Source organism: Brachybacterium sp. B718/18 (genome assembly GCF_055454375.1).
Window position 1 is genome coordinate 82,028 of sequence record NZ_JBVDDO010000003.1, and the last position, 25,856, is coordinate 107,883.

Annotated in this window: 36 protein-coding genes and 1 pseudogene; 18 read left to right on the forward strand and 19 right to left on the reverse strand. The window is 71.1% G+C overall.

Going from position 1 to position 25,856, the window contains the following annotated elements:
* The first annotated feature begins 146 nt into the window (after positions 1–146).
* Entirely contained in the window at positions 147–641 is a 495-nt protein-coding gene (locus ACZCAH_RS06620; RefSeq protein WP_464340330.1) for a flavin reductase family protein, read from the forward strand.
* Positions 642–683: 42 nt separating this feature from the next.
* A complete protein-coding gene (locus ACZCAH_RS06625) occupies positions 684–1,451 on the forward strand; it encodes a DUF3152 domain-containing protein (protein WP_464340331.1) in 768 nt (255 codons plus the stop codon).
* A 9-nt stretch (positions 1,452–1,460) separates the two neighbouring features.
* Here the strand turns inward: ACZCAH_RS06625 and ACZCAH_RS06630 are convergent, their stop codons facing one another.
* Positions 1,461–3,116, reverse strand: a complete 1,656-nt coding sequence (locus ACZCAH_RS06630) for an ABC-F family ATP-binding cassette domain-containing protein (protein WP_464340332.1) — start codon at positions 3,114–3,116, stop codon at positions 1,461–1,463.
* Between the two features lie 154 nt (positions 3,117–3,270).
* Here ACZCAH_RS06630 and ACZCAH_RS06635 point away from each other — a divergent pair, with 154 nt between their 5' ends.
* The 3 genes from ACZCAH_RS06635 (at position 3,271) to ACZCAH_RS06645 (ending at position 5,709) form a co-directional block, all read left to right on the forward strand.
* Complete coding sequence (locus ACZCAH_RS06635) at positions 3,271–4,056, forward strand: isocitrate lyase/PEP mutase family protein (RefSeq protein WP_464340333.1); 786 nt, start codon at positions 3,271–3,273, stop codon at positions 4,054–4,056.
* Positions 4,057–4,118: 62 nt separating this feature from the next.
* The gene (locus tag ACZCAH_RS06640; RefSeq protein ID WP_464340334.1) at positions 4,119–4,697 is read left to right on the forward strand and encodes a 1-acyl-sn-glycerol-3-phosphate acyltransferase; all 579 of its coding nucleotides are present in this window, start codon (positions 4,119–4,121) and stop codon (positions 4,695–4,697) included.
* Entirely contained in the window at positions 4,690–5,709 is a 1,020-nt protein-coding gene (locus tag ACZCAH_RS06645) for an LLM class flavin-dependent oxidoreductase (protein ID WP_464340335.1), read from the forward strand. The genes ACZCAH_RS06640 and ACZCAH_RS06645 overlap by 8 nt, the downstream gene beginning before the upstream one ends.
* Positions 5,710–5,735: 26 nt before the next feature.
* Here ACZCAH_RS06645 and ACZCAH_RS06650 read toward each other — a convergent pair whose 3' ends face one another.
* Positions 5,736–6,188 carry a VOC family protein gene (locus tag ACZCAH_RS06650; RefSeq protein ID WP_464340336.1) on the reverse strand — a complete coding sequence of 151 codons (453 nt, stop codon included), beginning with the start codon at positions 6,186–6,188 and terminating at the stop codon, positions 5,736–5,738.
* Between the two features lie 46 nt (positions 6,189–6,234).
* On the opposite strand from ACZCAH_RS06650, the gene ACZCAH_RS06655 reads away from it, so the two are divergent.
* From ACZCAH_RS06655 to ACZCAH_RS06680, 6 genes and pseudogenes are all read left to right on the forward strand, one after another.
* Complete coding sequence (locus tag ACZCAH_RS06655) at positions 6,235–6,726, forward strand: VOC family protein (protein ID WP_464340337.1); 492 nt, start codon at positions 6,235–6,237, stop codon at positions 6,724–6,726.
* A gap of 113 nt (positions 6,727–6,839) precedes the next feature.
* Positions 6,840–7,262 carry an alternative ribosome rescue aminoacyl-tRNA hydrolase ArfB gene (gene arfB, locus ACZCAH_RS06660; RefSeq protein ID WP_464340338.1) on the forward strand — a complete coding sequence of 141 codons (423 nt, stop codon included), beginning with the start codon at positions 6,840–6,842 and terminating at the stop codon, positions 7,260–7,262.
* 101 nt (positions 7,263–7,363) lie between these two features.
* Positions 7,364–7,630 (forward strand): annotated as a pseudogene (locus ACZCAH_RS06665) (phage tail protein); the annotation flags it as partial.
* Positions 7,631–7,648: 18 nt separating this feature from the next.
* Entirely contained in the window at positions 7,649–8,929 is a 1,281-nt protein-coding gene (locus ACZCAH_RS06670; protein WP_464340339.1) for a hypothetical protein, read from the forward strand.
* Positions 8,929–9,204: a VOC family protein gene (locus ACZCAH_RS06675; RefSeq protein ID WP_464340340.1), complete on the forward strand. Its 276-nt coding sequence runs from the start codon at positions 8,929–8,931 to the stop codon at positions 9,202–9,204. Before ACZCAH_RS06670 ends, ACZCAH_RS06675 begins: the two co-directional genes overlap by 1 nt.
* On the forward strand, positions 9,138–9,569 hold the full coding sequence (locus tag ACZCAH_RS06680) for a VOC family protein (protein ID WP_464340341.1): 432 nt from the start codon (positions 9,138–9,140) through the stop codon (positions 9,567–9,569). Before ACZCAH_RS06675 ends, ACZCAH_RS06680 begins: the two co-directional genes overlap by 67 nt.
* Here ACZCAH_RS06680 and ACZCAH_RS06685 read toward each other — a convergent pair.
* From ACZCAH_RS06685 to ACZCAH_RS06705, 5 genes are all read right to left on the reverse strand, one after another.
* On the reverse strand, positions 9,542–10,039 hold the full coding sequence (locus tag ACZCAH_RS06685; RefSeq protein ID WP_464340342.1) for a DUF6357 family protein: 498 nt from the start codon (positions 10,037–10,039) through the stop codon (positions 9,542–9,544). The genes ACZCAH_RS06680 and ACZCAH_RS06685 overlap by 28 nt on opposite strands.
* Positions 10,040–10,088: 49 nt before the next feature.
* Positions 10,089–10,478 carry an NAD(+)--rifampin ADP-ribosyltransferase gene (locus ACZCAH_RS06690; protein ID WP_464340343.1) on the reverse strand — a complete coding sequence of 130 codons (390 nt, stop codon included), beginning with the start codon at positions 10,476–10,478 and terminating at the stop codon, positions 10,089–10,091.
* Positions 10,479–10,509: 31 nt separating this feature from the next.
* A complete protein-coding gene (locus ACZCAH_RS06695; protein WP_464340344.1) occupies positions 10,510–11,544 on the reverse strand; it encodes an arsenic resistance protein in 1,035 nt (344 codons plus the stop codon).
* Between the two features lie 11 nt (positions 11,545–11,555).
* Positions 11,556–11,888 carry a hypothetical protein gene (locus ACZCAH_RS06700; protein WP_464340345.1) on the reverse strand — a complete coding sequence of 111 codons (333 nt, stop codon included), beginning with the start codon at positions 11,886–11,888 and terminating at the stop codon, positions 11,556–11,558.
* Positions 11,889–12,079: 191 nt separating this feature from the next.
* Complete coding sequence (locus ACZCAH_RS06705; RefSeq protein WP_464340346.1) at positions 12,080–13,375, reverse strand: condensation domain-containing protein; 1,296 nt, start codon at positions 13,373–13,375, stop codon at positions 12,080–12,082.
* A 47-nt stretch (positions 13,376–13,422) separates the two neighbouring features.
* On the opposite strand from ACZCAH_RS06705, the gene ACZCAH_RS06710 reads away from it, so the two are divergent.
* Positions 13,423–14,283, forward strand: a complete 861-nt coding sequence (locus tag ACZCAH_RS06710) for an alpha/beta fold hydrolase (protein WP_464340347.1) — start codon at positions 13,423–13,425, stop codon at positions 14,281–14,283.
* Here ACZCAH_RS06710 and ACZCAH_RS06715 read toward each other — a convergent pair.
* Together ACZCAH_RS06715 and ACZCAH_RS06720 are read right to left on the reverse strand one after the other, a co-directional pair.
* On the reverse strand, positions 14,217–15,098 hold the full coding sequence (locus ACZCAH_RS06715) for a GNAT family N-acetyltransferase (protein WP_464340348.1): 882 nt from the start codon (positions 15,096–15,098) through the stop codon (positions 14,217–14,219). The two genes, ACZCAH_RS06710 and ACZCAH_RS06715, sit on opposite strands and share 67 nt — an antisense overlap.
* Positions 15,099–15,117: 19 nt before the next feature.
* Complete coding sequence (locus ACZCAH_RS06720; RefSeq protein WP_464340349.1) at positions 15,118–15,669, reverse strand: AAA family ATPase; 552 nt, start codon at positions 15,667–15,669, stop codon at positions 15,118–15,120.
* 77 nt (positions 15,670–15,746) lie between these two features.
* Between ACZCAH_RS06720 and ACZCAH_RS06725 the strand changes: the two genes are divergently transcribed.
* The 5 genes from ACZCAH_RS06725 to ACZCAH_RS06745 all read left to right on the forward strand — a co-directional run bounded on the left by ACZCAH_RS06725 (position 15,747) and on the right by ACZCAH_RS06745 (position 18,763).
* A complete protein-coding gene (locus ACZCAH_RS06725) occupies positions 15,747–16,454 on the forward strand; it encodes a histidine phosphatase family protein (RefSeq protein ID WP_464340350.1) in 708 nt (235 codons plus the stop codon).
* Between the two features lie 9 nt (positions 16,455–16,463).
* Positions 16,464–17,012 (forward strand): DUF3090 domain-containing protein, encoded by a 549-nt coding sequence (locus ACZCAH_RS06730; protein WP_464340351.1) that lies wholly within the window; start codon positions 16,464–16,466, stop codon positions 17,010–17,012.
* Complete coding sequence (locus tag ACZCAH_RS06735; RefSeq protein WP_464340352.1) at positions 17,012–17,779, forward strand: SCO1664 family protein; 768 nt, start codon at positions 17,012–17,014, stop codon at positions 17,777–17,779. The genes ACZCAH_RS06730 and ACZCAH_RS06735 overlap by 1 nt, the downstream gene beginning before the upstream one ends.
* 62 nt (positions 17,780–17,841) lie before the next feature.
* Positions 17,842–18,183: a YciI family protein gene (locus ACZCAH_RS06740; RefSeq protein WP_464340353.1), complete on the forward strand. Its 342-nt coding sequence runs from the start codon at positions 17,842–17,844 to the stop codon at positions 18,181–18,183.
* Positions 18,184–18,412: 229 nt separating this feature from the next.
* Positions 18,413–18,763 (forward strand): hypothetical protein, encoded by a 351-nt coding sequence (locus ACZCAH_RS06745; RefSeq protein ID WP_464340354.1) that lies wholly within the window; start codon positions 18,413–18,415, stop codon positions 18,761–18,763.
* Positions 18,764–18,790: 27 nt separating this feature from the next.
* On the opposite strand, the gene ACZCAH_RS06750 is transcribed toward ACZCAH_RS06745, so the two are convergent.
* The gene (locus tag ACZCAH_RS06750; protein ID WP_464340512.1) at positions 18,791–19,222 is read right to left on the reverse strand and encodes a GNAT family N-acetyltransferase; all 432 of its coding nucleotides are present in this window, start codon (positions 19,220–19,222) and stop codon (positions 18,791–18,793) included.
* Positions 19,223–19,381: 159 nt separating this feature from the next.
* Between ACZCAH_RS06750 and ACZCAH_RS06755 the strand changes: the two genes are divergently transcribed.
* The gene (locus ACZCAH_RS06755; protein WP_464340355.1) at positions 19,382–19,675 is read left to right on the forward strand and encodes a DUF4287 domain-containing protein; all 294 of its coding nucleotides are present in this window, start codon (positions 19,382–19,384) and stop codon (positions 19,673–19,675) included.
* Positions 19,676–19,713: 38 nt separating this feature from the next.
* Here the strand turns inward: ACZCAH_RS06755 and ACZCAH_RS06760 are convergent, their stop codons facing one another.
* From ACZCAH_RS06760 to ACZCAH_RS06800, 9 genes are all read right to left on the reverse strand, one after another.
* On the reverse strand, positions 19,714–19,977 hold the full coding sequence (locus tag ACZCAH_RS06760; protein WP_464340356.1) for a hypothetical protein: 264 nt from the start codon (positions 19,975–19,977) through the stop codon (positions 19,714–19,716).
* Positions 19,978–20,093: 116 nt separating this feature from the next.
* Positions 20,094–20,966, reverse strand: a complete 873-nt coding sequence (locus ACZCAH_RS06765) for a carbohydrate kinase family protein (protein WP_464340357.1) — start codon at positions 20,964–20,966, stop codon at positions 20,094–20,096.
* 4 nt (positions 20,967–20,970) lie between these two features.
* On the reverse strand, positions 20,971–21,237 hold the full coding sequence (locus ACZCAH_RS06770) for a hypothetical protein (RefSeq protein ID WP_464340358.1): 267 nt from the start codon (positions 21,235–21,237) through the stop codon (positions 20,971–20,973).
* A gap of 177 nt (positions 21,238–21,414) precedes the next feature.
* Positions 21,415–22,419, reverse strand: a complete 1,005-nt coding sequence (locus ACZCAH_RS06775) for an alpha/beta hydrolase (RefSeq protein ID WP_464340359.1) — start codon at positions 22,417–22,419, stop codon at positions 21,415–21,417.
* 406 nt (positions 22,420–22,825) lie between these two features.
* Positions 22,826–23,215, reverse strand: coding sequence for an NUDIX domain-containing protein (locus ACZCAH_RS06780; RefSeq protein ID WP_464340360.1), 390 nt, complete (start codon positions 23,213–23,215; stop codon positions 22,826–22,828).
* A complete protein-coding gene (locus tag ACZCAH_RS06785; protein ID WP_464340361.1) occupies positions 23,212–23,754 on the reverse strand; it encodes a P-loop NTPase family protein in 543 nt (180 codons plus the stop codon). Before ACZCAH_RS06785 ends, ACZCAH_RS06780 begins: the two co-directional genes overlap by 4 nt.
* Positions 23,755–23,931: 177 nt before the next feature.
* On the reverse strand, positions 23,932–24,450 hold the full coding sequence (locus ACZCAH_RS06790; protein WP_464340362.1) for a P-loop nucleotide/nucleoside kinase family protein: 519 nt from the start codon (positions 24,448–24,450) through the stop codon (positions 23,932–23,934).
* Positions 24,447–24,767 (reverse strand): HigA family addiction module antitoxin, encoded by a 321-nt coding sequence (locus ACZCAH_RS06795; protein ID WP_464340363.1) that lies wholly within the window; start codon positions 24,765–24,767, stop codon positions 24,447–24,449. Before ACZCAH_RS06795 ends, ACZCAH_RS06790 begins: the two co-directional genes overlap by 4 nt.
* Positions 24,742–25,023: a type II toxin-antitoxin system RelE/ParE family toxin gene (locus ACZCAH_RS06800; RefSeq protein WP_464340364.1), complete on the reverse strand. Its 282-nt coding sequence runs from the start codon at positions 25,021–25,023 to the stop codon at positions 24,742–24,744. Before ACZCAH_RS06800 ends, ACZCAH_RS06795 begins: the two co-directional genes overlap by 26 nt.
* Positions 25,024–25,856: the final 833 nt, after the last annotated feature.

Below are 25,856 nucleotides of genomic sequence, written 5' to 3' on the forward strand. Positions count from 1 at the left end.
GCCGCGCCCCGCGGGATGCCCCGGGGGCGATCTCCCGCACACCCCGCAGAGCGTCTCCACCAGCGCGTACGACGCCAGACGACGGCCGGGTCCCAGCATCGGGACCCGGCCGTCCGTCTCTCCGGCAGGCGGCCTAGAGTCGGGGCATGCTGACCGACACCGCGCTCCGCGAGGCCTTCTCCCACGTCCCCCAGGGAGTGGTCCTGGTCGCCGCGGAGATCGACTGGGTCCGGCACGGGCTCGTCGCGTCGACCTTCACGGTCGGGGTGTCCCTGGACCCGCCGCTGGTGTCCGTCGCGGTACAGCACAGCTCTCGCACCTGGCCGCTGCTGCGTGAGCACAGCCGACTCGGCATCACGGTGCTCGGAGCGAACCAGCGCGGGGTGACCCGCCAGCTCGCGGGTCCGGACCGCGAGCGCCGCTTTGACGGTCTCGACGTGGAGGTCGACGAGGGCGGGGCGCTCGTGCTGCGGGACGCCCCCGCCTGGATGACCGTGACGCTCCACGACGAGATGCGCGCCGGCGACCACGACCTCGCGCTGCTCGAGGTGCTCGCGATCGACAGCTCCCCCGCGGCGGCCGCGATGGTCTTCCACCGCAGTCGCTTCAAGAGGCTCGTCGAGGGCGACATCGCCTGCTGAGCGCTGCCCGCGCCGGGCGGCGCGGGATGGCACGATCGCCTCATGGCCACTCGACTGGTGCTGAGCCGACGCGGACGTCTGCTGCGCACCCTCCTCGTCACCGCCGCGGTGCTGCTGCTGGCGGTGCCGCTCGTCGTCGCGCTGACCTCCTCGGAACCGGATCCCGCGCTCGTCGGGCCGACGGGCACGGCGCTCCCCTCCGCCCCGGCGGATCCGGAGATCACCGCCACCACCGCCGCGGCTGATGTCGAGATGATCGCCCCGAGCGAGAAGCTGCATCGCTCCGGGACAGTCGGTCCCGGCACCTGGGCCGCCGCCGGGGCGGGCGCCGCGGGGCAGGCGACGACGGTGCACACCTATGCGCTGCGCGTCGAGGACGGGATCGGCGTCGACGTGCAGGAGGCGGCCGACGAGGTCGAGCGGATCCTCGCCGACGAGCGCGGCTGGGGCCCCGTCGAGGACGTCGCCTTCACCCGGGTCGCTGATCCGGCGACCGCGGAGTTCACCATCTCCCTCGCCTCCCCGACCACGACCGACGAGCTGTGCCTCCCGGCGCGCACGGAGAGCACCTGGTCCTGCCGCAACGACGGCGACGTGGTGCTGAACTCGGACCGCTGGTTGTACATGACCCCCACGTTCACCGATCTGCGGGAGTACCGGGCGTACATGGTCAACCACGAGGTGGGCCACTTCCTCGGCCACGGCCACCCCTCGTGCCCCGGCGAGGGGCAGCCGGCGCCGGTGATGCTGCAGCAGAGCATCGACCTGGGCGGCTGCACGCCGAACCCCTGGCCGACGGTCGCCGCCTGAGCGGGGTCCTCAGAGCTCCCGCACGGACCCCGATTCGACGTGCCAGCGGCGATCGGTGGAGACGGCCTCCAGCATGCGCCGGTCGTGGGTGACCAGAAGCAGGGTGCCGGTGTAGGACTCGAGGGCCTCCTCGAGCTGCTCGATGGCGGGCAGGTCGAGGTGGTTGGTGGGCTCGTCGAGGACGAGCAGGTTCACCCCGCGGCCCTGCAGCAGGGCGAGAGCGGCGCGGGTCCGCTCCCCCGGGGACAGCTCCGCCGCGGCGCGGCCGACGTGATCCGCGCGCAGCGCGAACTTCGCGAGCAGGGTCCGCACCTCGGCGGGGCTGAGCGCGGGCAGCTGGGCCTCGACCGCGGCGGAGAGCGGGAGCGGGGCGCCACCCGGCCCACTCGCCTCGAGCACGGTGCGGGCCTGGTCGATCTCCCCGATCAGCACCGAGGAGCCGAGGCTCGCCGAGCCCTCGTCCGGGGCGCGGTGCCCCAGCAGGAGGCGCAGCAGAGTCGTCTTGCCGGCGCCGTTGGGTCCGGTGACCCCCACCCGCTCACCGGCGTTCACCTGGAGGGACACGGGTCCGAGGGTGAAGTCGCCCTGGCGCACCACGGCGGCGCCGAGCGTGGAGACGACGGTCGAGGAGCGGGGCGCCTGCCCGATCGTGAACTGGAGCTGCCACTCCTTGCGGGGCTCCTCGACCTCCTCGAGGCGGGCGATCCGGCTCTCCATCTGCCGCACCTTCTGGGCCTGCTTCTCGCTGGACTCGGACTGCGCCCGACGTCGGACCTTGTCGTTGTCCGGTGACTTGCGCATCGCGTTGCGCACGCCCTGGCTGGACCACTCGCGCTGAATGCGGGCGCGGGAGACGAGATCCGCCTTGGTCGCGGCGAACTCCTCGTAGGCCTCGCGGGCGTGCCGGCGCACCGTGTCGCGCTCCTCGAGGTAGGCGTCGTAGCCGCCGCCGTAGAGCCGGTGGGAGGACTGCGCGAGATCGAGCTCGAGCACCTCGGTGACGCAGCGGGAGAGGAACTCGCGGTCGTGGCTGACCAGCACCGCCCCGCCGCGCAGGCCGCGTACGAAGGACTCCAGGCGGGCGAGGCCGTCGAGGTCGAGATCGTTCGTGGGCTCGTCGAGCAGCACCAGGTCGAAGCGGCTCAGCAGCAGCGCCGCGAGTCCGACGCGGGCCGCCTGCCCGCCGGAGAGCGCGGTCATGGGGGTGCTCGGGGCGAGGTCGAGACCGAGCTCCGCGAGGGTCGCGGGGATCCGGTCCTCGAGGTCCGCGGCGCCGACGGCGAGCCAGTGCTCGAGGGCGGCCGCGTAGGCGTCGGCGCTCGCGGCGGTCTCGTCGGTAAGCCGCTCGGCGGCGGCGTCCATCCGCGCGGTCGCCGCGGCGCAGCCGGTGCGCCGCGCGAGATGCCCGGCGATGGTCTCGCCCGGCCGGCGCTCGTGCTCCTGCGGGAGGTGGCCGACGACGGCGCTCGGCGGGGACAGCGCGATCGAGCCCGCCTGCGGGCTGTCGAGTCCGGCCAGGAGGCGGAGCAGGGTCGACTTCCCGGCGCCGTTCGCGCCGACGACGCCGATCACGTCCCCGGGGGCGACGGTGAGGTCGACCCCCTCGAACAGGATGCGGTGGCCGTACCCTCCGGCGAGACCGGAGGCGACGAGGGTCGCGCTCACCGGACCCAGACCGTGCCCGGCGGGGCGTCGAGGAAGAGGATGAGATCCACGGTGAGGTCCATGGGCCCATCCTCCCACCGTCCGCCCCGCGCCGCCCGGCCCGCACCGCCCAGAGGGGCTTCCGGCGCGGACCGGACGCGAGTAGCGTCGAGCCATGAGCAGCTCTGCGATGACCACCCCCGAGAAGGCCCAGGCGCTGAAGGCGCTCCACGAGGCCTCCGAGATCCTCCGCGTCGTGAACGTCTGGGACGCGATCAGCGCCCGCACCGTCGCCGACCTCCCCGGCACCCGCGCGCTCGCGACCGCCGGGCACTCGATCGCGGCGAGCCACGGCTTCGCCGACGGCGAGATCCCCCGCGACGTGGCCCTCTCGGCCATCGCCGAGATCGTCGCCGCGACCGATCTGCCGGTCACCGCGGATCTCGACGCCGGCTTCGGCGATCCGGGCGAGACGGTGCGCCGCGCGATCGGCGCGGGCGTCGTCGGCGCGAACGTCGAGGACCGACTCGTGCCGCTGCCGCAGGCGGTCCGCGCCGTCGAGGCGATCGTCGCCGCCGGCTCGGCGGAGGGCGTGGACTTCCAGCTCAACGCCCGCACCGACGCAATCGTGCGCGGCGGGGACCGGCCGCTCCAGGAGTCGGTGGCCGACGCGATCGAGCGGGGTCGGGCCTTCCTCGAGGCGGGCGCGAGCCTGGTCTTCGTGCCCGGGATCCTCGACCGGGAGGTGACGCAGCAGCTGGTCGAGGGGATCGGCGAGCGGAAGATGTCGGTGATCGGTCTGCCCGGGGCGCTCAGCGCCGCGGAGTACCAGGAGCTGGGCGTCGCCCGGATCTCCTACGGGCCGATGACCCAGCGCGTCGCACTGCGGGCTCTGCGCGACCTGGCGACGGACCTCTACGGGAGCGGCGTGATCCCGGAGGACACCCCGACGCTGAACTGATCCCGCTACCGGTATCCGGGAAGCCGCATGGACAGGACCTGTCCCTGCCCTACTCTCGGGCCATGATCCGACAGCTCATCGCGCGCCTGTTCTGGACGGTGTCGCCGTGGCGGCTCGCCGTCGAACGCGTCCCGGACCGGCCCACGATCTTCGTCGGCGCCCCGCACACCTCCAACTGGGACTTCGTGTACATGCTGGCTATCGGCTGGCGGCTGCGGCTCCGGCTGCGCTGGCTCGGCAAGCACACCCTGTTCACCGGTTGGAAGGGTCCGGTCATGCGCGCCCTCGGCGGGATCCCGGTGGACCGCCGCGACCCCGCCCGGGTGGTCGACGAGGTCATCGCCCTGGTGCACAGCGGGAAGGTGTTCGGGCTGGTCATCACCCCGGACGGTACACGGGGCGCCCACACCCACTGGAAGTCCGGCTTCCACCGCATCGCCCGGGCGACGGGGCTCCCGCTGACGCTCGGGTACATGGACCGCACCACGATGACCAGCGGCCTTGGCCCGACCTTCGAGGTCACCGGCGACGTCCGCGCGGACATGGACCGCATCCGCGCCTTCTTCGCCGACAAATCCGGCTACCACCCCGAGCTGCGCGTCGAGCCCCGACTGCGGGAGGAGGACGAGTCGAATGCCTGATCGCTCCCGCCCGCTGCGCCGTCTCGGGTTCCTCACCATCGGCCTGTTCGATCCCGCCGATCCCGGCCCGGGGCACGAGGCGACGCTGTCGCTGATCGAGCTCGGCGAGGAGCTCGGCCTCGACAGCGCCTGGCTGCGCCACCGCCACCTGCAGTTCGGGATCTCCTCCCCGATCGCGGTGATGGCCGCGGCGAGCCAGCGCACCTCCCGCATCGAGCTCGGCACCGCGGTGACCCCGCTGGGCTGGGAGAACCCGCTGCGCCTGGCCGAGGACCTCGCGACCGTCGACGTCCTCGCGGGCGGACGGATCAACCCCGGAGTCAGCGTGGGCACCCCGATGCAGTACGACACCGTCCGCGACGCCCTCTACCCGGACACCGCCGAGGTCGAGGACTTCTCGAAGGCGCGCGTGGAGCGCCTCGCACGGCTCCTCGCCGGCGAGCGGGTGCGCGAGCTCGAGGGGAAGCAGGGCGTGGTCGAGGAGTACTCGGCGCGGGTCGAGCCCCACTCCCCCGGGCTGCGCGAGCGGCTCTGGTACGGCGCCGGCTCCCTCGAATCCGCGGTGTGGGCCGGGGAGCACGGGCTGCACCTGCTCTCCTCGAGCGTGATCTTCCCCGGCCCCGACGAGGAGCCGGACTTCGCCGCGGTCCAGGCCGCGCAGCTCCGCGCCTTCCGCGCCGCGGGCGGGACCCGCGCCTCCCAAGGCCTCGTCGTGATCCCGACCGACTCGGCGAGCGCGGCGCAGGAGGAGCGCTACCGCGCCTACGTCGCCGAGCGCCTCCCCCGCACCCGTACCCCGCAGGGACCGCGCGGGATGCTGTTCGCCCCGGACCTGGTCGGCACGAGCGAGGAGATCGCCGAGCAGCTGTGGGCCCACGCGGGCTTCCGCGAGGTCGACGAGGTCGCCTTCGCGCTCCCCTTCAGCTTCGCGCCCGAGGACTACGCGGGGATCCTCACCGACATCGCCACCCGACTCGGACCGGCGCTCGGCTGGACGCCCGCACAGGACTGAACCGCCCCGGGGCCGGGGCGCCGCGGTCAGGACTGTCCGGCTCCGGCCCCGCCCAGCTCCTCGGCGAGCATGACCAGGATCCCGCTGGGCCCGCGCAGATAGGTCAGGCGGTAGACGTCGCCGTAGGTGGCCACGCCCCGCAGCGGATGGCAGCCGTGCCGGGCCGCTATCTCGAGCGCCGCGTCGAGGTCGTCGACGCGGAAGGCGACGCGGTGCATGCCGATCTCGTGCGGGAGGGTCGGGGTGGTCTCGAGCGCCTCGGGGTGCAGGTACTCGAACAGCTCGAGCCGCCCGGCGCCGTCGGGGGTGGTGAGCAGCGCGATCCGGGCATGATTGCCGTCGAGGCCGACGGCGGTGTCCGCCCACTCGCCCTGCACCGTGTCGGTCCCGAGCACTGTCAGGCCCAGATCGGTGAAGAAGGCGATCGCTTCGTCGAGGTCGCGCACGGCGATGCCGACGTTCTCCAGATGGATTCCCATGCTCCGGAGGCTAGCCCCCGGACGGGACGAGGAGGAGGATGCCGTCATGAGCACCCCGCGCATCGACGTGCAGACCTGCCTCTGGTTCGACGGCCGCATCGACGAGGCCGCCGACTTCTACGTCTCCCTCATCCCGGACTCGCGGATCCTCGCCCGCACCGCCTACGAGGCCGGCGGCGGCCCGCCCGACGGGCCGGACATGACCGGGCAGGCCCTCACCGTCGACCTGGTCCTCGGCGGCGTCCCGTACACGCTGCTGAACGGCGGCCCCGCTTTCCCGCTCTCCGAGGCGGTCTCGATCATCCTCACCGTGCAGACCCAGGAGGAGGTCGACCGACTGTGGGAGGCGCTGATCGCCGACGGCGGTGCCGAGTCGCAGTGCGGCTGGTGCCGCGACCGCTTCGGCCTGTCCTGGCAGGTCGTGCCCGAGCGGCTCAACGAGCTGCTGCGGGGCCCGCACGCCGAGGCGGTCACACGCGAGATGATGACTCAGGTCAAGCTCGACATCGCTCGTCTCGAGGCCGCCGCGCAGGGGTGAGCGGCGCGCTGGCGGCGCACTGAGGTCGACACTGTCGGCGCACGAGCCAGAATGGGACCCGAGACGGCTCGTCAGACGACACTGTCGACCCCGGCGCGAAGGAGGGTGAGGTGATGGCCGACCTCCACGTCGCCCCCGGCCCGGGCGCTCCCCAGGGGATCCTGATCCCGGAGGCGGAACTGATCGAGCGCTTCACCCATGCCTCGGGCCCGGGCGGCCAGGGGGTGAACACGACCGACTCCCGCGTGCAGCTCAGCTGGGACCTCGCCGCGAGCACCGCGCTCACTTCGGCGCAGCGGGAGCGCGCCGTGAGCGCGCTCGGCGAGGTCCTGCGGATCGAGGCGTCCGAGCAGCGCTCCCAGCACCGCAACCGGGCCGCCGCCCGCGAGCGCCTCGCCGCGCGGCTGCGCGAGGCGCTCGCGCCGCCGGTGCCGCGTCGGCCGACGACGCGCACGCGCGGCTCGCAGCGGCGTCGGCTCGAGGCGAAGACGCAGCGCGGGGCGATGAAGCAGCTGCGCCGTCGGCCGGAGATGTAGAGCACCGGTCCCGGAGGGGTCCCTTCCTGGCGGACGACGCTCTGCCCATGCACGCACAGCCCGTGTCCTTCACCGAGGTGCCCACCTCGGGTCTCGAGTCCTCCCCCGCGCTCGAGGTGAGCGTCAACGACGTCGAGGGGATCTTCTGGGTGCACGTGTTCTACGCGTCCGGACTCGCCGTGAACGTGCTGTGGACGCGCGAGGAGGGCGGCAAGCGGGCGGTCGGCTTCAAGCTCTCCGAGGGCATGGAGGTCCCGCCGGAGCTGGCGGCCTTCAGGTTCGCGCGACAGCGATCGAAGCTCGCCGGGGAGATCCGCGGCTCGTACTTCGTGATCACGGGCGAGCATCCGCTGCCCGAGGGCGCATGAGTCGGCGATGATGCGACGGTGACCAGCCGCCATCCCACCCTCGAGAAGCACCTGTGCCAGCAGTCGGGGGCGCCGCTCGCCGAGGCCGTCGCGCTCCTGCTGGTGAAGGTGGCCGTGCTCGCCCTGCCCGTGATGATCGTGTGGGCGGTGACGGTCGAGTACTACCCCGACGGGCTCGGCGGCTATCTCGGCTTCCTCGCCGTACTCGCCCTGCCGCTGCTCGGCCTCGTCTGGATCTCGCTGGTGCTCTCCAACCGCCTGATCGCCGGGCGGCTGCGTGGGGCCGGGCGATTCCGTCGGCCCTCCCGTGCCCGCCGACGGGCGGCCCGGCGGTCCACGTCGACCCCTCCCGTCGCGATCGCCCCCGCGGCGGCCTCGACCCCGTCGTCACCCGAGGTCACCCTGCGCACGACGCCCGCCGGGCAGGGTCCGGCGCTCCGACGCACCGCGCTCCTGCTCGCGCTCGGCCTGCCCGCGGCGGCGCTGGGCCTGTACGTGCTCCGCGCTCACGTCGTCCAGCTGCGCCGCGGGCTCACGGACCCGTTCGAGGACCTGTGGTCGTGGTCGGCACCGAGCCGCCTCGGCGCCGTCGGCGAGTGGTTCTTCACCGACGACCTGCTGGTCACGAAGGTGGCCGCGGTGTCCGCCTCGACCCTGTCCCTCGGCGCAGGGATCGTCCTGGCCCAGCTGATGCTCCCGCTGCTGCAGCGTCGCGGGGAGGACGCGCTGGACCTCGCCCTGACCCGTGAGGGTCTCATGGTGCGCGGCGGGTTCCTGCTGCGCTGGGAGGAGCTCGACGAGATCCTCGTCGTGCGGGACCGCCGGATGGGTTCTGTCGTCGGCCGGAAGGAGGTCCGGGTGGTCGGGCAGTCGCGGCGCGGAGTGAACCCGACGTTCATCCCGGGCCACTCCCGCACCCGGATCGCGCTGATCCCGTGGAACCTGCCCGAGGTCGCGCAGCGGGCGCTGGTCGCCGGGGCGCCGTCCTGCCGGGCGCTGCGCGTGGACCGTCCGCTCGAGACGGGGTACCTGCTGTGTGACCTGTGGACCCATTCCCCGGACGCCGTGGACCACGTGGTCGGCCGACTGCGGAAGCGCTGCTCACGGCTCGGCGTGCGCGTTCTCGAGGTGGAGCGGGGCGTTTGGGACCACGCGCTCGAGGGCCCCACCGGGATGCCGGGCATCCTGCTCGAGCGGGACCGACGCCCGCTCCGGGGCGGCGCCCGCCGCGAACCCCGCCGACGACCCCGACGCTCCGAGCCCTGGCCCGGCGCCCGGCGCGCGCCTGCGCTGACGTGATGACGATCCGTCTCGAGGCCGTGACGTTCGATGGGCCAGGCGCCGCGCCGGTCGCGGCGTTCTGGGCAGCGCTGCTGGGCCGGGAGGTCCGCCCCGAGCACGGCGCCGTGCTGGTGCCCGGGACGCCGACACAGGTCGGGCTGCGCTTCCGCGACGCGTACACCGAGCAGGAAGCGCCGCGGCAGCTCCATCTGCATCTCATCTCGACGTGGGGCAGGGTGCGGAGGTGCCCTTCGTGGTGCTCGCCGACCCGGGCGGGAACGAGCGATGCGTAATCGAGGCGGGCAATCGATACCTGGAGGGGACGGGTCTCCTCGGGGAGGTCACCTGCGACGGCTCCCCGGAGGTGGGGCGGTTCTGGAGCGCGGCCCTCGACTGGCCGATGGTGCTCGATCAGGACGGCCAGACCGCGGTCCAGTCACCGCTCGGCGGCACGAAGATCTCCTGGGCCTCCTGGGAGCACGATCCGGCGCCGCCCCGCTCCGCTCGGTGCCGCCAGCGCCTCGATCTGCTGGCTGATGATCCGGTCGCGGAGGCCGACCGGCTGGTGGGGTTCGGCGCGACGCGGATCGGCGAGCGCCATGACGGCTTGGAGCTGGCCGACCCCGACGGTCACGAGTTCGATCTGCGCCGCGGATGAGCCGCTCGCGGCGGCGACGTCCGGGCGCGCTCCCACTCGAGCGCCCGTGCCCAGTCCGTCGTCGGGGTGGCCGACTCGGCGGCCTCGACGTACTCCCCGCGGTCCAGGTGCGAGATGCTCGCCCGGTGCGCCACGAGGGTCCGAAGGTCCACGCGCACGGCACGGAGTGCCGCGTCGACCTGCGCCGGCGTGCCGTGCAGGACGGGGTCCAGGAGCGCGGCGGCCGCCTGCTCGTCCCAGTCGCCGCCGATGCCCGCCGCATCGCACAGGGGCCGCATCGCCGCATACAGCAGGAGATGACGCGGCAGGCTCGTGCGCAGCACCTCGAGATGGTCCTCGCGGAGCGGGACGGTGAACTCGCGGGGGTCGTGGTTCCCGTCGGCCCCGCCGACGACGTCGAGCCGGAGCGCGCCGTCGACCTCGACCACCCGGGGCATCCAGGTGTCGCGGGTGAAGCGGACCGTGGTCACCGGCGGCCTCCCGGGGTGCACAGCTCCCGGACCCACACCTCCGGGCCGCTCACTTGATGATCTCCGCATCGCTCGCGTGCAGGGCGGCGAGCCGCCCGCGCCAGAGGTCGAGCTCCTCCGGGGTCAGGCGGGTCCAGTCAGCGACCTCCTCGAGGATGCGCAGCGGCGCGCTCGAGCGGTAGGAGAGGGTCGGGTTGCCGGGGAACTTCTTGTCGGTGACGTTCGGATCGTCCTCGAAGGGACCGTCGGGGCCGAGCAGCACCGCGATCTCCGCGGCCAGGCCTCCGCCGTCCCGCTTCGCGGTGAAGTAGACGTGGTTCATCACCACCTCCGCGCGGTAGTTCGAGCGGTGCCCCGCGGCGAGGAGGTCCCCGGGCCGGAGCGCGGCCCGGGTGCCGTGGAAGTACTGGGGGGTCGAGGTCTCGTCGGCGTTCTCCACGGACGGAGTGTCCCACGGAGCACCTCCCCGGTCAGCCCTCCCCCGCGGCGCCGGGGCCGGAGCGCCCCTCGTTCGAGGACCGGGCGCCGATCGATGCGCACTCTCCCGCATCCGGCACGACCCGGGGCACCAGGCGGACCAGCACGACCAGGACCATCAGCTCGACGAGCGTCTGCGTGACCACGGCGAGCGGGGCAAGGTCGTACGCTGCGGGCAGCGCGAGGGCGAGCGGGAGGACCACGAGCGAGTTCCGGGTGACGCCGCTGAGCACGAGCGCCCGTCGGCCGGGCACGTCGAGGCGGGCGAGCCGGCCCGCGAGGAGGCCGAGGACCACCATCACCGCCGCGAAGAGGACGTGCACCGGCACCGTGCGCAGCAGGTCGCCGAGGCGGTCGCCGACGCCGGCGATCTGGGAGGCGACGACCACGGCGAGCGTCGCCGCCATGAGCGGCACCATCGCATCCTGCATGCCGCCGCCCACCCGACGGGCGAGCGGGCTCCGGTCCGAGGCCCGCCGGGTGAGCGCCGCCGCGAGGAGAGGCAGCACGATCAGGAGCGCGAAGGCCTCGAGGAAGGGCGCGAGGTCGATCGCGCGAGCGAGCTCCTCCCCCGCGAGCAGCCACAGGACGGCAGGAAGGAGCAGCATCTGGCCGAGCATCAGCAGCGGCGAGGCGGCGACGAGCCGTTCCGCGTCGCCGCCCGCGAGCCCGGTGAAGACGATGACGTAGTCGATGCACGGGGTCAGCAGCACCAGCAGCACGCCGATCAGCAGCGCCCGGTCGTCGGCGACCAGGAGCGAGAGCGGCCAGACGACCAGGGGCACGAGCACGAAGTTCGTCAGCAGCAGGGTCCCGAGGAAGCGGCGGTCGCGCAGCGCCCCGCCGATCCGCTCGAGCGGCAGTCCGAGGAAGGTGGTGTAGAGCAGGAGCGCCAGCACCGGGGTGACGGCGCGCTCCGCCCCGGGCGCGATCGCGGGGACGGCGAGGCCGACGACGGCGCCGAGCGCCAGTCCAGCGAGGTAGAGCGGGATCTGGTGACGCTCCATCCGCTCGACGATCGCGCGCATGCCGCACCTCCTCAGGGTCGGCGGAGGTCGCTCGCCTCCTCCAGCGCCTCGAATCCTGCCGCACGACAGGTCGCGACCGCTTCCGGGTTCGCCGAGGGTGTGGCGACGATCGCGCCGTCCTCGTCGCGCACCTCGTCGAAACGGGCGCCCCAGCGCGATCCGGTAGCGAGGATCGCGGAGATCGCGGTGCCGCGCAGAAAGGGCTCGGAATTGCGCCATGGGACGCCGACGGGTGGGACGCGCCGGTTCTGCGCGATGTCGTCGCACGCGATCCGCAGGGCGATCACCCCCGCTCCCTGCTGGCCGTCCGGCACCTCGACCGCGAGCTCGACCGCCATCACCATCCCGCCGATCCTCTCCTCGTGGACAATCGGCTCGGCGCCGAGGCGTCGAAGACGTGGTTCGGGAAGGCGGGTCGCGCGCTCATCTCCCCAGCCTCGCAGTGCACCGCCGCGACGTGACGGAGTCCGACACATCGACCGGCTCGGCCAGGCGCTCCGGAGGGGAGTCGAACGCGAGGAGGACGCGAGGAGGATCAGCCTCCCCGGACGCCCGCTCCACGAATGCGGGCGACGAGGTCGTCCAGCCAGGCACCCACGCTCTGCCGCGCCTCCGGGGTGTCCGGGTACCGGCAGCGCAGGTGGATGCCGGAGGTGTCGGTGACGAACCACAGCATCACTCCGTCAGTGCGGATGCCGGCGCTGATGTAGTGGGCGTCCAGGCTCCGGGTGTCGATCGTCACCGGCAGGCGACGCATGTCCAGCCACGACACGGCCAGCATCCCCGCCGCCTCGGGCATGCCGCCCCACGGCGTCATGAGCTCGGAGAGCGGATGGGAGCCGAGCCGCAGCGACTCCTTGATCGCGGCGGCGCAGGCCGACGGGTCGGGGTCGGCGGATTCCAGCACCGAGTTCGTGATGAACCAGCCGACGCTGCCGTGCCAACGCTGCTCGTAGCGGCTGTGCACCGGGAACACGGCTCTCAGCGCCGTGCCCGCGAGCTCCTGGGTGGTGCTCGTCATCGCGGAGATCGTCAGAGCGAGGGTCGAGACCCCCTCCTGCCGCGCCCGCTCGGAGTAGGCCGCCAGCGCGTCGCCGTCGAGCACGTCCCGGACGACCACCCTCTCGGGATGGACCGACGGATCTCCCAGCGGCAGCGGGAAGCGGGGCATCGCACCGCCGCCCGCGTCGATGACCTCGCGCCAGCGTCGATGCACCTCCTCCGGCGCCGCGGGACGGTCCCGGAGAGCCTCCGTGTGCTCGACGAAGGAGGGCACGGGCGCCGGTGCGGGGCACTCGCCGCGCTGGATCCTGTCGAGGGCGGTCAGGAGGTCCCGGACGATGACCAGCATCGACCACATGTCCACGTGGGAGTGGTCGGCGGCGACCACGAGCGTGGGCCCGTCGGACGTCTCGATCATGCACAGCCGGTGCGAGGGTCGCGAAAGCGGTCGGCAGTGCGCGTCCAGGACGTCCTGCAGCGCGGAGCTCATCGACTGCCCGGGCGCGACCTCGTGCTCGACCCAGGTCCCGGGGCCGTACGTGACCTCGTGCAGCGACGCGGGCGCATCGCCCCGATCGACGAAGACGGTGCGCAAGGTGCCGTGGGCCCGGACCACCACCGTCCACGCGGCGGCGAGCTCGTCACGATCGAGAGGGCCGGGCAGCCGGAAGGCGAGAGCCATCCAGGACCCGGGCCGGTCCCCGAGCTGAACGTGCCGTGCCTGGTCGAAGGAGATCGGCAACGACCGTCCGGGCGCTGACGCCTCGAGCTCGATCCCGAGCAGTGGCCCGAACGGCAGCCGCAGGTGGGAGACGTGCGTGAGCCGCATGGCGCTACTATAGGCGTGACCAGCGCAGATGCAGAGGCGGCGATCACATGCACAGGATCGAGGTCCCCGGAGCGCAGATCGCCTGGGCGTTCAGCGACGAGTCCGGCCCGCCCGTGGTCCAGCTTCACGGGCTCACCTCGAGCCGCTCCCGCGATCGACTGCTGGATCTCGATCTCGGGCGCGGGCTCTCCGACACGCGGCTGCTGCGGTACGACGCGCGCGGGCACGGGCACTCCACCGGCCGTCCGGTCCCGGAGGACTATCTGTGGCCCACCCTCGCCGAGGATCTGCTGCACCTGCTCGAGGTGTGGTTCCCCGGCGAACAGGTGCACGGCGTGGGCCCCTCGATGGGCGCGGGCACGCTGCTGCACGCTGCAGTGCTGGAGCCCGACCGCTTCAGCGGGTTCACCCTGCTGCTCCCACCGACAGCCTGGGCGACGAGAGCGGCGCGGGCCGAGGAGTACCGCAGGGCTGCGACGCTCCTCGAGGCGCACGGCATCGAGCGCATGCTCGCGGCCGACGCCGCGGCCCCGGGCCCGCCGGCGGCAGCAGGCCGCCCCGACACGGTGCCTCACGTCGCGGCGGACCTCCTGCCCGCCGTCTATCGCGGTGCGGCGCTCAGCGACCTCCCGACGCCGGAGCAGATCGCGCGCCTCACGCAGCCGACCACGGTGCTCGCCTGGATCGACGACCCGGGTCACCCGATCTCGACCGCCGAGGCGCTGGTCTCGCTCATGCCGAACGCCGCGCTGCAGGTCGCCTCGACACCCGACGAGGTGCGACGGTGGCCGGCCGTGCTCGCCGCCGACATCGCACGGTCGCCCCTCTCCGCCTGGTGCGCTCACAGACCGATGAGCAGGGGCAGGGTGTCGAACTCGGGTGCCGGATCCGCCCGCAGCCGGCCATAGGTCTCGACGTCGATGCGCTGCCCGTCGATGAGGAACTTGCCGCGCTCGGTCCCCTCCCGGACGAACCCGGCCCCCCTCGCGACGGCGCCGGAGGCCGGGTTGTTGGCGCGATGCCCGAGCTCGAGCCGCTCGAGGCCGCGCTCGGTGAGCGCCCATTCCGCGACGGTCGCGGCCGCACGGCGGGTGAGGCCGCGTCCTCGCGCGCGGTGCGTCATCCAGTACCAGAACCAGCCGCTGCGGTTCTCCTCGTCGACGGTGACGGCGACGAGGCCGATCAGCTCCTCCCCCTCGGCGATGGCCCAGGGCTCGTGCGGCGAGTCCTCGGCGAGCAGGTGCGCGACATAGCGCTCGGCTTCCTCGAGGGTGCTCACGTCCCCCTGGCGCGCCATGTCGTCAGCCGAGGCGAACGCGGCGTGCACCGCCGGGGCGTCGGACGGGCGGAGCCGCCGCAGAACGGTCGACGGGGTCGCGGCGTCCTCACCCCTGCATGTTTCCCGGGACGTGACGGCGTAGTCCCGAACGATCTCCGAGGTGGCCTCGAACCAGGGGCTCGCGCGGACACGGGCCTGGTGCGCATCGAACGCCGCGCGGTCCACGAACTCCTCGGAGACGCTCCAGACCAGCGGGTCCTCCGTCGGCTCGACCGCGAAGCGGAGACATCCGGGCTCGGCGAGGGTGCGGGCGACATGCTCGGGAAGGTGCTCCCGAGCCGTGGCGGCCTCGTCGAGGTCGGCGCAGAGGAGCCGCCCGGTGAGCTCGACGACGCCGGCGCGGATCCCGTCCTCCGTGCCGCCCGTCGGTCTGTCATCCGTCACATGCCCCTCCTCGTCATGGTCAGCCGTTCGGCGCGAGGAGGAACTCTCTGCTCGAGATCGCTTCCCTCACCGCTCTGGTGGTCTCCTCGGGCGTCTGGGCCGTCGTGTCGAGGACGTGGTGCTCGTACGCCGCCAGGCCCTCGAACTGCGACCACATCATGTCGACCGGGCCCTCGTCGACCAGGGCACCCGGAGCCGTGCGGGACAACGCCCGCCGGATCGTCTCGGCGCGTCCGGGGCGCAGCACGACGTAGTGGATCGCCGGCGCGTCCTGCCGTCCCGTCGGCGGAGTGAGGACGTCGAGCATCCACGGGCCGACGACGCCGTCGACGACCGTCGTGTACCCGCCCTCGGCGTAGGCCAGCGCCGCACTGCGGATCACGGTCATCACCGTCCGGTTCTGCTCCTCGGACTCGGGCAGGTACGGAGGAATCGCTCCGGAGGCAATGCAGTCCCAGAAGTCGTCGGTGTGCAGGTGCACGGCCCGGTCGTACCGTCGGGCGATCTCGGGCGCGGTGGTCGACTTCCCGGCCCCTGGCGGACCGGCCAGGACGATCACCTCGGCGCTCATAGCTCCACCCTACGGGGCGCGCACGTCCCCCGAGCGGTGGCGGAGCACGGACTCCACCGCGCGGCTAGGCTGGGGCGATGGCGACAGTTCTCCTCGTGCGGCACGGGCGCACCACGGCCAATGCGACGGGCCTCCTGGCGGGCCGGACTCCTGGCGTGAACCTGGACGAGGTGGGACTGGAGCAGGCGGTGCGGACCGGGGACCGGATCGCGGCGGTCCCCGTGGCCGGCGTGGTCTCGAGTCCTCTGGACCGCTGCCTCGAGACCGCACGGGCCATCGTCGGGCGACAGGCCGGCGCCCCGCCCGAGTCGATCGAGGACGAGCTCACGGAGTGCGACTACGGGCAGTGGCAGGGACGCAGGCTCCAGGACCTCGCCGCCGAGGCGCTGTGGTCGACGGTGCAGTCGCAGCCCTCCGCCGTCACCTTCCCCGGCGGCGAATCCATGGCGGGGATGCAGGCCCGGGCGGTCGCAGCGATCCGGCGCCACGACGCCGCGGTCGAGGCCGAGCACGGTCCCGGCGCGGTGTGGGCGGCGGTGAGCCACGGAGACGTCATCAAGTCGGTCCTGGCCGATGCGCTCGGCATGCACCTGGACATGTTCCAGCGGATCGAGGTCGGGCCCGCCTCGGTGTCGATCGTGACCTACGGAGCGGGCAGGCCGCGGGTCCTCGCGACCAACACCGACGCCGGCGACCTGTCCTGGCTCGCCAGGAGCGTCCCCTCCGGCGATGCCCCGGTGGGCGGCGGCGCAGGCGGCTCCGCCACCGTCAGGTCGGACGCCTAGGATCTGTACATGACCGACGTGCCCGCACATATTCATGAGTTCGACTGGCCGGATCGGGTCGTCATCGGGACGGTCGGACTCCCCGGGTCCCGGACGTTCTACCTCCAGGCGCGCACCGGGCGGCGGATCGTGAGCATCGCCCTCGAGAAGGAGCAGTCCGCCCTGCTCGCGGAGAAGATCGACGAGATCCTCGACCGGCTCCGCGAGGTCGAGGGCAATCGCTACAGCGTGCCCATCAGCACCCCCGTCGAGCTCGTCGACAACGATCCGCTCGAGACCGTCGAGGAGGAGTTCCGCGCCGGGACCCTCGGCATCGGCTGGGACCCCACCACGGCCCAGGTGATCATCGAGGCGCACCCGCTGCCCGCCGAGGGCGAGGAGTTCGACGAGGCCGCCGCGGCGACCTCCGAGATGTTGAGGGTGAAGATGCCCGTCGGCACCGCTCGAGCGTTCACCCGGCGCACCCGTGAGGTCGTCGACGCCGGACGTCCCCTGTGCACGCTCTGCGGCCATCCCATCGACCCCGATGGCCACACCTGCATCATCCCCGAGTCCTGATGTCCGCGCCGGACCTGGTGGCCGACGAGCTGGTGCTCACCGGTCGCCTCACGGCGGCGTCGAACGCGACGTTCCTCGCCGCCATCGGCGAGACGGTCGTCGTCTACAAGCCCGTGGCGGGCGAGGCCCCGCTCTGGGACTTCCCGGGCGCCACCCTGGCGCGCCGCGAGGTAGCCGCCCACCTGGTCTCCGAGACGCTCGGCTGGGACGTCGTGCCGCGCACCTGGCTGCGCGACGGCCCGTTCGGCGAGGGGATGGTCCAGCTGTGGCAGGAGCCGGATCCCGACCAGGACGCCGTGGACCTGGTGCCGTCGGACCAGGTGCCCGCGACGGGCTGGCGGACCGTGCTCGAGGGCGAGGACCAGGCCGGGCAGGCGGTGGCCCTCGTCCACGAGGACTCGCCCGCGCTGCGGCGCATGGCGGTGTTCGACGCGATCGTCAACAACGCGGACCGCAAGGGCGACCACATCCTCGCCATGTCGGGCGGGCACCGGCACGGCGTCGACCACGGCCTCACCTTCCATCACGAGGACAAGCTGCGCACCGTCCTATGGGGATGGATGGGCGAGGCGCTGCGTGCCGAGGAGCTGGACGGCATCGACCGCATCGCCGACGCTCTGGACGGCGAGCTCGGCCGAGACCTCGCGAAGCTGCTCCGCCCCGAGGAGCTCGAGGCGCTCGCCGCGCGCTGCACCCGGCTGCGGGCCGACGGATGCTTCCCGGCCCCGAGTGGAGTGATGCCCGCGGTGCCATGGCCGCTGTTCTGAGAGCTCTCGCCGTGCGACGATTCGCACCCGACATCCACCTGTCGACCTCGGGAGGCCCGACCATGGCGCAGTACATCATCTACTTCAACCAGCAGTGGGTGGGCGACCACAGCCCGGAGTGGTTCGCGGAGCGGGGCCCTCTCGCCAATGCTGTCGTGCAGGACATGCAGGATGCCGGGGTGCTGGTGTTCGCCGCGGGCGTCGACGAGGACGTCGATGCCGCGATCACCGCCGATGACACCGGAGGCACGCTGGAGTTCCGCGAGGGACTGCACACGCCGGACGAGCAGTACATCGGCGGGCTGACCATCGTGAATGTCGCTGATGACGAGAACGCGAGGATGTGGGGCGGCCGGATCGCCGAAGCATGCGGATGGCCGCAGCAGATCCGACGGGTCTACTGAATCACCCACGAGCCGGACCGCGAGCGCGGCCTGGATCTCGCGAGTCTGCTCCGCCCCGAGGAGTTCGCCGAGCGCAGCGCCCGGCGATGCGCTCGACGCTCCGATATCCCGTCGTGGTCCGGGGGCGCAGGAGCTCGATCGCGGCGGCCCGTTTCTCTAGGGTGCTGTCATCGTGTCCGGCTCCCGCGGCCACGACCGTGAGGGACGCAGAGAGGACACCGGAGACGTGATGACCGATATGCCGATCCAGGCGGCGCTGGACGCTGCGCTCGGGGCCGAACGGTCCGAGCAGCTGCTGACAGCGCTCGACAACTACTCGAACCAGCCCAACGCCATCAAGGGCGCGGCGAAGAGGGAGAGCGACCCCGAGGTCGAGGCGGCGGCGCATGCCGTGTTCGCCGCGGCCTCGCCGGAGGACATCGACCTCGAGCTCGACACGATCGGGATGTGGGGTCTGCTCACGCTCGCCGCGCGGGCGGACGTCACGATCCTCGACGCGCTGCCCGAGGACCGGAGGGACTCCCCGAAGGTCGCCTCGATCGGCCGGGCGGCGATCAAGCACCATCGCGCAGGAGCCTGAGCGCTCGGGGAGGACGGTGCGCCTCGATCAGCCCCGTCGTCTGGGCGGGGCGCCGCCGACGGCGCGCAGCTCGGCAGCCGGCCTCATGAGGTAGACGTCGATCGGGTCCTCGCTCACGAGGGTGAAGCCGTAACGCTCGTACAGGCGACGGGCGGGACTCCCCTGGAGGACGTTCAGCCGGAAGGGCTCTCCCGCGGTGTCCGTGCGCAGGATCTGCGCGAGGACCCGACCGCCCACGCCCCGTCCCTGCTGCGCGGGGTCGAGGTAGAAGTGCTCGATCCACACCCCGTCCGCCTCCGGTCGCACCGCGACCAGGCCGACGTCCTCCCCGGCGACCTGGATGACCCGGGTGTGCGCCGGGGTGAACGCGTCGAGGAAGCGCCGCCGCACGCGGTGCGAATCGTAGCGCCCGAGCCGCTCGAGATCGGGCCGCATGACCACCGCTCGGAGCTCGGCCATCCAGGGCGCATCGGCGATGCTGCTCGGTCGGAAGGTCGGCTCCGGGATCACGCGGCGAGACTATCCGCGTGCCGGGGGTGGGGTCTTGCGCTCCCGCGGTGCGGGACAGCACTCTGGGGTGCGGGTGCTGATCGGCGCTCGGTGAGCGAGGGGGATCCCATGTCATTCCAGGCCTATCTGGAGACGATCGAGAAGAAGACCGGCCTGACGCCGCGGCAGCTGGTCGAGATCGCGCAGGAGAAGGGCCTCGACCAGCCGGGCACGAAGGCCGGCGAGATCCTCGCGTGGCTCAAGGACGACTACGACCTGGGACGCGGCCACGGCATGGCTCTCGTCCACGTCATCCAGAAGGGACCGACGATCAGCAGCAAGCACGTCGGAACGGAGGGCGTGCATCGGGACGAGTCCGAGACGCTCTGGCTCGACGGGGTCGCGACCAAGCCCACGAGCTGACGCGCTCCCCGGGGCGGGGCGTCGCGGTCGATCCCGCATCAGCGGCTGCCGAACCGCGTCGTGAGGAGATCCGCGATCTCGTCGGCCGTCCGTCCGCCCGTGTCGACCTGCACGACGGCATCGGTCCACGCGGCATAGTCGGAGCGTCGGCGCTGCACGTCCTCCCAGGTCGGCTCGCCCACGTGCTCGAGGCCCCTCGAGGTCAGACGCTGGATCCAGCCCTGGGCCAGGGTCCGACGGCGGACCTGCATGAGGGAGGAGTCGAGCCCGGCGACTGGCGATATCCGGGAGTCTGCAACCATCGGCAGACCACTCGAGGTGCGCGGAGAGGGCGCCCCACAGGCCCAGAGGTATATGTCACGAACGGCAGAATATGCCGTAGTACGTCTGTGACCAGCACGTTCTGAGGGTCGAGAGCTCATCCCTCGGCTCGGAGCGCGGGATGCAGATGCTCGCCCTCGATCGCGACCCGCGCCTGCGCGGCCGCGGCGGAGAGCGCGGAGGGGATGCTCTGTCCGCGCAGCGTCGCCGCCAGCAGACCGGCCATGAAGGCATCGCCGGCGCCGTTGGTGTCCACGACCTCGGCCGGCACCGCTGCGACCTCATGCCGCGTCCCGTCGGCCTCCAGGGCGATCGCGCCCTGCGCGCCGAGGGTGCAGACCGCGAGTCGAGGACCGCGTGCGACGCAGGAGGCGAGCAGCGTCCAGGCGTCGTCGGTCGCATCGGCGTTCATCAGCACGACCTCGGCGGCCCGTAGGAAGGGCTCGTGGAACGCCGCGGTGCCGTCGTAGTCGTGCAGGTCGGTCCAGATGCTGGGGCGGCGCGGGGAGCGCTCGAGATCCCGGAGCACGGCGAGCCCCAGCTCCGAGAGGTCCAGCACGGCGACGCCGGCCGCGAGCGCCGACGCGGTGGCGGAGGAGACGTCGTCGGCCGACGGGGCCGACGGGGTCGCGACGTACAGGGAGACCCGCCCGTCCCGCGCCATCAGGTTCACATGCCTCTCGGTGCGCTCGCTCCGGACCGCACGCAGATCGACACCGGCACCGATCAGCAGCGCGGCGATCCGCTCGCCGTCCTCGTCGGCGCCGAGCGGCGCATGGAGCACCGTGGGGACGCCGAGAGCGGCGAGATGCGCCGCCTTGCCGGCCGATGTGCCTCCGACGGTGTGCCAGGCGCTCTCGGCGAACTGCATGTGCGGGACCGGTTCGGGAAGGCGGTCCAGGGAGATCAGGTGGTTCCAGGAGGCGGGACCGCAGACGACGACATGCGAGACCGGGTCAGGGGTGCTCATCGGATTATTGAACCCCATCGCGGGAGGCGAGGATGCGGGAGCGTCTCTGCGTGACACGGATCGGACGGTCCGCGTCGAGCGCGAGCAGGCGCTCGGCCTCGAGGTCGCGCACGATGCGCTCCGAGGAGACCTCCGGATACTGGGGATCGGTGCCGACCCACTCGTGGATCTCCTCGGCGTCGGCGCCGTCGGCCTGCTGGGTGAGCAGATGACCTCCGGGGGCCAGGACCCGAGCGATCTCGCGCGGATCGATCGCCTCATGGCGGGGCATGACCAGGTCGCTGCACTGCTCGCGGACCCGGCCCCGGGGATGATCGTCGCGAGCTCCTGCGATCCGCCATAGTGCGGGCGCTCGAACTCCACGGCGTCGCCACGGCTGGGAACGGATGCACGCCTCACCGGGCCAGACCGGTCTCAGGGCTACGGTCCCTCACCGCGCATGGCCGACTCAGCTGCCTCTCCGCTGGTCATCCAGCACCTGTTCCATCTCATCCGAAACCTCGTCCAGGAGGACCTGGAAGCCGGGCTCCTCGAGGGGGAAGTGGCCGCAGCCCGGAAGCATCACGACCCGGGTCTTGCCGCGAAGCCGACCAAGGTAGTCGAGGCTGAGCTCCGGCATAGTCCAACGATCCTCGGCCGGATGCAACAGCACGACCGGTGGTCCTTGGTATTGCTCGGGTGGAATAGCCGGACCCGCCTCGAGGAACGAGCGGTACCAGCCCACCGGCATCGCGCCACCACCGCCGCACGGGTCGGTGAGCACTGCATGACTGAGGACAGGGTCGTTCGAGATCGCAGACATAGGGGTCAGCACGCGGACCGGGATCCGTAGATTCGCCGCTGGCCCCCGGGCGAACTGCAGCAGTGGCAATCCCAGCCGCGCTATCCACGGGGCTCGCACGATGGCGGCAGTGATGCCCGGCCGAGTCGGGTCGAGCAGGCAGGTCGCGATGACCCGCTTGGCCAGCCCGGTCACTGCAGCGGTGTCGACCGCGAGGGCACCACCCATGCTCGCCCCGACGAGGACAAGTGGCCGCTCGTCATGCTCGCGACCCACGAGATCGAGGAGCAGCTGCTGCCAGTCGCCATAACTGACGCTGCGGCGTCCACGCCGCACCCGGATCGTTCGCCCGTAACCGGGCAGATCGACCACCGTAACCCGAGCGCCCAGGCGACTCAGGTGTGCAGCGTAGGGCCACATCGCCGCCGCGTTCCCTCCCGCTCCATGGACCAGCAGCATCCGGACCGAAGCCGTCGGGGCACCCACGTGCTCGATGTGCAGGTCCCACGAACCACCCCCGTCCGGCGCATCCCACCTCCACGACGAGGCCACCCGCCGCACTGGTGCAGGGACGAGGCGCACGAAAGGCTCGTACCGGCGGTCCGTGGAGTCAAGTCGGCCAGTCCGTGCCGGTGGCACCTTCGCTCGACCCTTCGTAAGCGCCCCATTCATGCCCGCAATGTTACGGGAGTGCCCGGTGTCAGGGACTAATGCGCGGGTAGGTGGGTCAGAAGCCTGTATTAGACATTGAATCTGAATTCAATCGAGTTCCGGTACATACCAACCTGTCGCTGTGCAGTAAGGGTGCAACTCCGGGGTACAGATCCACAGAGGGTCACCGGGGATCTCACTCAAGGCTGATACAGAGGGCTTACGCCGACTTTGACACGGTGCTGATTATTGACAGCGAGCGAAGCTGTGCGCGTCGGCTCCCATCCGTGAGTGCGAGCGCACCAAAGGTTTAGTTCGAGAAACGGAACTCCACCAAGGTCCGGCACATACCAACCTTAGGACTTGCCATCGATCCCGACACTTCCAAGGCATGCGCCAAAACCAGCACAGAGAACGTGAGCATCCCTCAGCGGCATCCACCAGCACGTCCAGCTAACAGGTTGGCCTCCGTCGGATGCGTCCTTTTCACCGCACCCTTGCGCTCCGGCACCTCCGGATCTACTAGCTCGAGTTGGAAGAAGTGTTGTTCGTGGACCTCGGGCTTGGCAGGCCACATGTCGTACGTTTCAACGCCGAGCGGAGGGACAATCCTGGCTATGAGGCCGGCCTCCTCCCCTACCTTGCGCACGACGGCATCCGTAGGCGACTCACCCTCGACAATCGATCCAGCGGGCACTTGCACACCGGTGATCTCCATCGGGAAATCGTCATGGGTGAACACGAGCAGCTGCCCTTGGTGGACGACGTACCCGACTGCCTTCTCGACCAAACGACTACTCATGTTCTCGATCGTCATTCCGCTTCGCCCCACCCGACCTCAGTAAGCACCTGAGCAAGCGCATCGCTCGCGCTGGCTTCAGCGTCAAACACAATCTCACCCAGTTCGGGAATCCTGTCGGACTCGCGATACCAAGATGAGACCTGTTCCTCCGACACTTCAGCTGCGAGCGTTTTCGTGCGATGCCTCCGCAAAGTCTCCGTCAATCCGAGCTCGTAAACGAACGTGCGCGTAACACCGCAATGATCCTTCTGGAGTTGGGTAAGCATGTCACCGTATATCTCCGAGTGGAGAATCCCCTCTACGACGACATCCAGGCCGTTGTCGAGCGCAAAGCGAGCCGACATGTCAATGTAAGCCACGCTGAGGGCTCGGGGACGATCCCGAACGTGAAGGATCTCCCGACGCACCGTATCCTGCCCCAGCAACGCGACTCCACGCGGCCGCGCTGCCCTGATCGATTGGGCAAGGAGCGACTTTCCGCTTCCTGAGTTTCCCCGAATGATTATCAGTCGCGAGCTCTGCGAGCCGGTCATCGATTTTTCGTAGCGCACCACGTTGTGACGATACGGCACCGCCGTCGACGGGTGCCCCAAGCTAACCGACGATCGCATAGTCTCTCGACGGCGGCAGCGCGAGCCTCCACCGGACGTTTCACCCTCTAAGGTTCAGTTCGAATACCGGAACTCGACTGCGTTCCGACACGGAGAACCATCAGCGATGACGTTCCCTCATTACGCGCCGAGATGCGCAGCGAGCGCGTCTGCGACCTCGTCCGCAGTCCGCGCAGCCGTATCGAACTCCACGACCTCATCGGACCACGCGGCGTAATCAGCGCGACGGCGCTGCACGTCCGACCAGGTCGGCTCGCCGACGTGGGAGAGTCCGCGATCCCTGCCGCGGAGCCTTCGCTCATGCTCCCGCGCATCGGAGATCATGAGGTACACGAACTCGATGCGTGCACCTGTTCGCGAGGCCGCCGTCCGCCATGTCTGCCGAGCCTCGTCACTGTCGTTGACCGCATCAACGACGACATCGTGACCGAGCCGCAGATTCTGCTCCGCCATTGCACGCGTCGCCTCGTACGCCGCGACACCTACTTCCCACCCTGCCGGCAGACCGCATGCAAGGAGCGACTCCTCGACGGCGTCGATGGACAGGTGGACCGACCCCGTCCTCGCCGCGATGATCTCGGCCACGCTTGTCTTTCCGACGCCGGGAAGGCCGGAGATCACGATGAGATGCCCGGTCATGCGACATGCAACGGCGTGATCGCGGCAACCTTGTCACGCAGTGCACGGCGCTCGAGCCGGAGCTCGTAGTTCGACTGCAGATTCATCCAGAGCTCCTCGGACGTTCCGAAGTAGCGCGCGAGACGGATCGCCGTATCAGCGGTGATCCCCCGCTTGCCGTGCACGATCTCGTTGATCCGGCGCGGCGGCACACCGATGGACACGGCAAGCTTGTTCTGCGTGATCCCGAAGCCCTCGATGAAGTCCTCCATCAGGATCTCCCCCGGGTGGATCGGCTCGATCAGGTCGTCCTCAGTGATAGTCGCCGAGTTCGACATCGTCCGCACCTCCCTCTCTCCGGACGAAGCAGAGACGCCATTGCGCGTTCACGCGGATGCTGTGCTGCCCGCGTCGGTCACCGACCAGACGCTCCAGGCGGTTACCTGGCGGGACCCTGAGGTCCTCGACATCCTTCGCCGCATGGATCAGCTCGAGCTTCCGCAGGGTCGCCCGTTGCACCGTCCGGTCGACGCGCTTGACGTACTCCTCATGCCAGATCCGCTCGGTGTCCTTGCTGCCGAACGATCTGATCACTCGACCAGCGTATAACGGGTTGCGTCATTAACGCTAGACGTTAAACCGGAACTTCACGCATTCGGGCACAGAGCAACCTCTGGATGGAAACCACTGCCTCGGACGGTGGGTCCGCGGGCACGACGGACAGCCCACCCCAGACCGCGGCGCTCTCGAGGTCACGACTCCCGTCGCGCACGGCGGACGCGAGGGATGATCTCGATGGCGATGACCAGCACCGTGCAGAAGAGCCCAAGACCGAGATTGAGCCGACGAACACGCCCCAGATGCCCCAGGACCATGCCATTGCGCACCCGCCGACCGCCAGCGCCGCCGTGACAGCGACGATCGCCCAGTGCTTCCTCGCGAGATGCAGCTGCATCCGCCTCGATCGCCCGAGGACCACTCACGCACCGCCGCTCATCGAAGGGTCAGACGTTGAAGCGGAACTCCACCGCATTCCGGCACGCGCAAACATCTGGGTTGTACAGGTCTGCCCGAGGCGTCAGATCGAGATGAATTATGCCTTTGACCGGCGGTTTTAGTCGAATGCCGAGGCGGTAGCGACCGCCCATCGGGGCCGATCGGCCGCCGCTGACCAGGGCAGCACCGGGGCAGATTGAGGGGTTCGCTGGTGGTGGCGTTGTACAGGTCGGCGCATGCCGCGATATGCAGGATTTGCGCAGACGCGGCGGTGCGTGGCAGCGACCGCCCGCGCCGACCAGTACTGACATTCACAGTCATGGTTCCCCGAGTCGCAAGCGCGAGGCCCCTCGTGGTTGTGCCAGCCACCGAAACACCGAAGCTCCATAGACCAGTGCTCGCAGCGGATGACCCTGTCGTGGCCCGAGCGA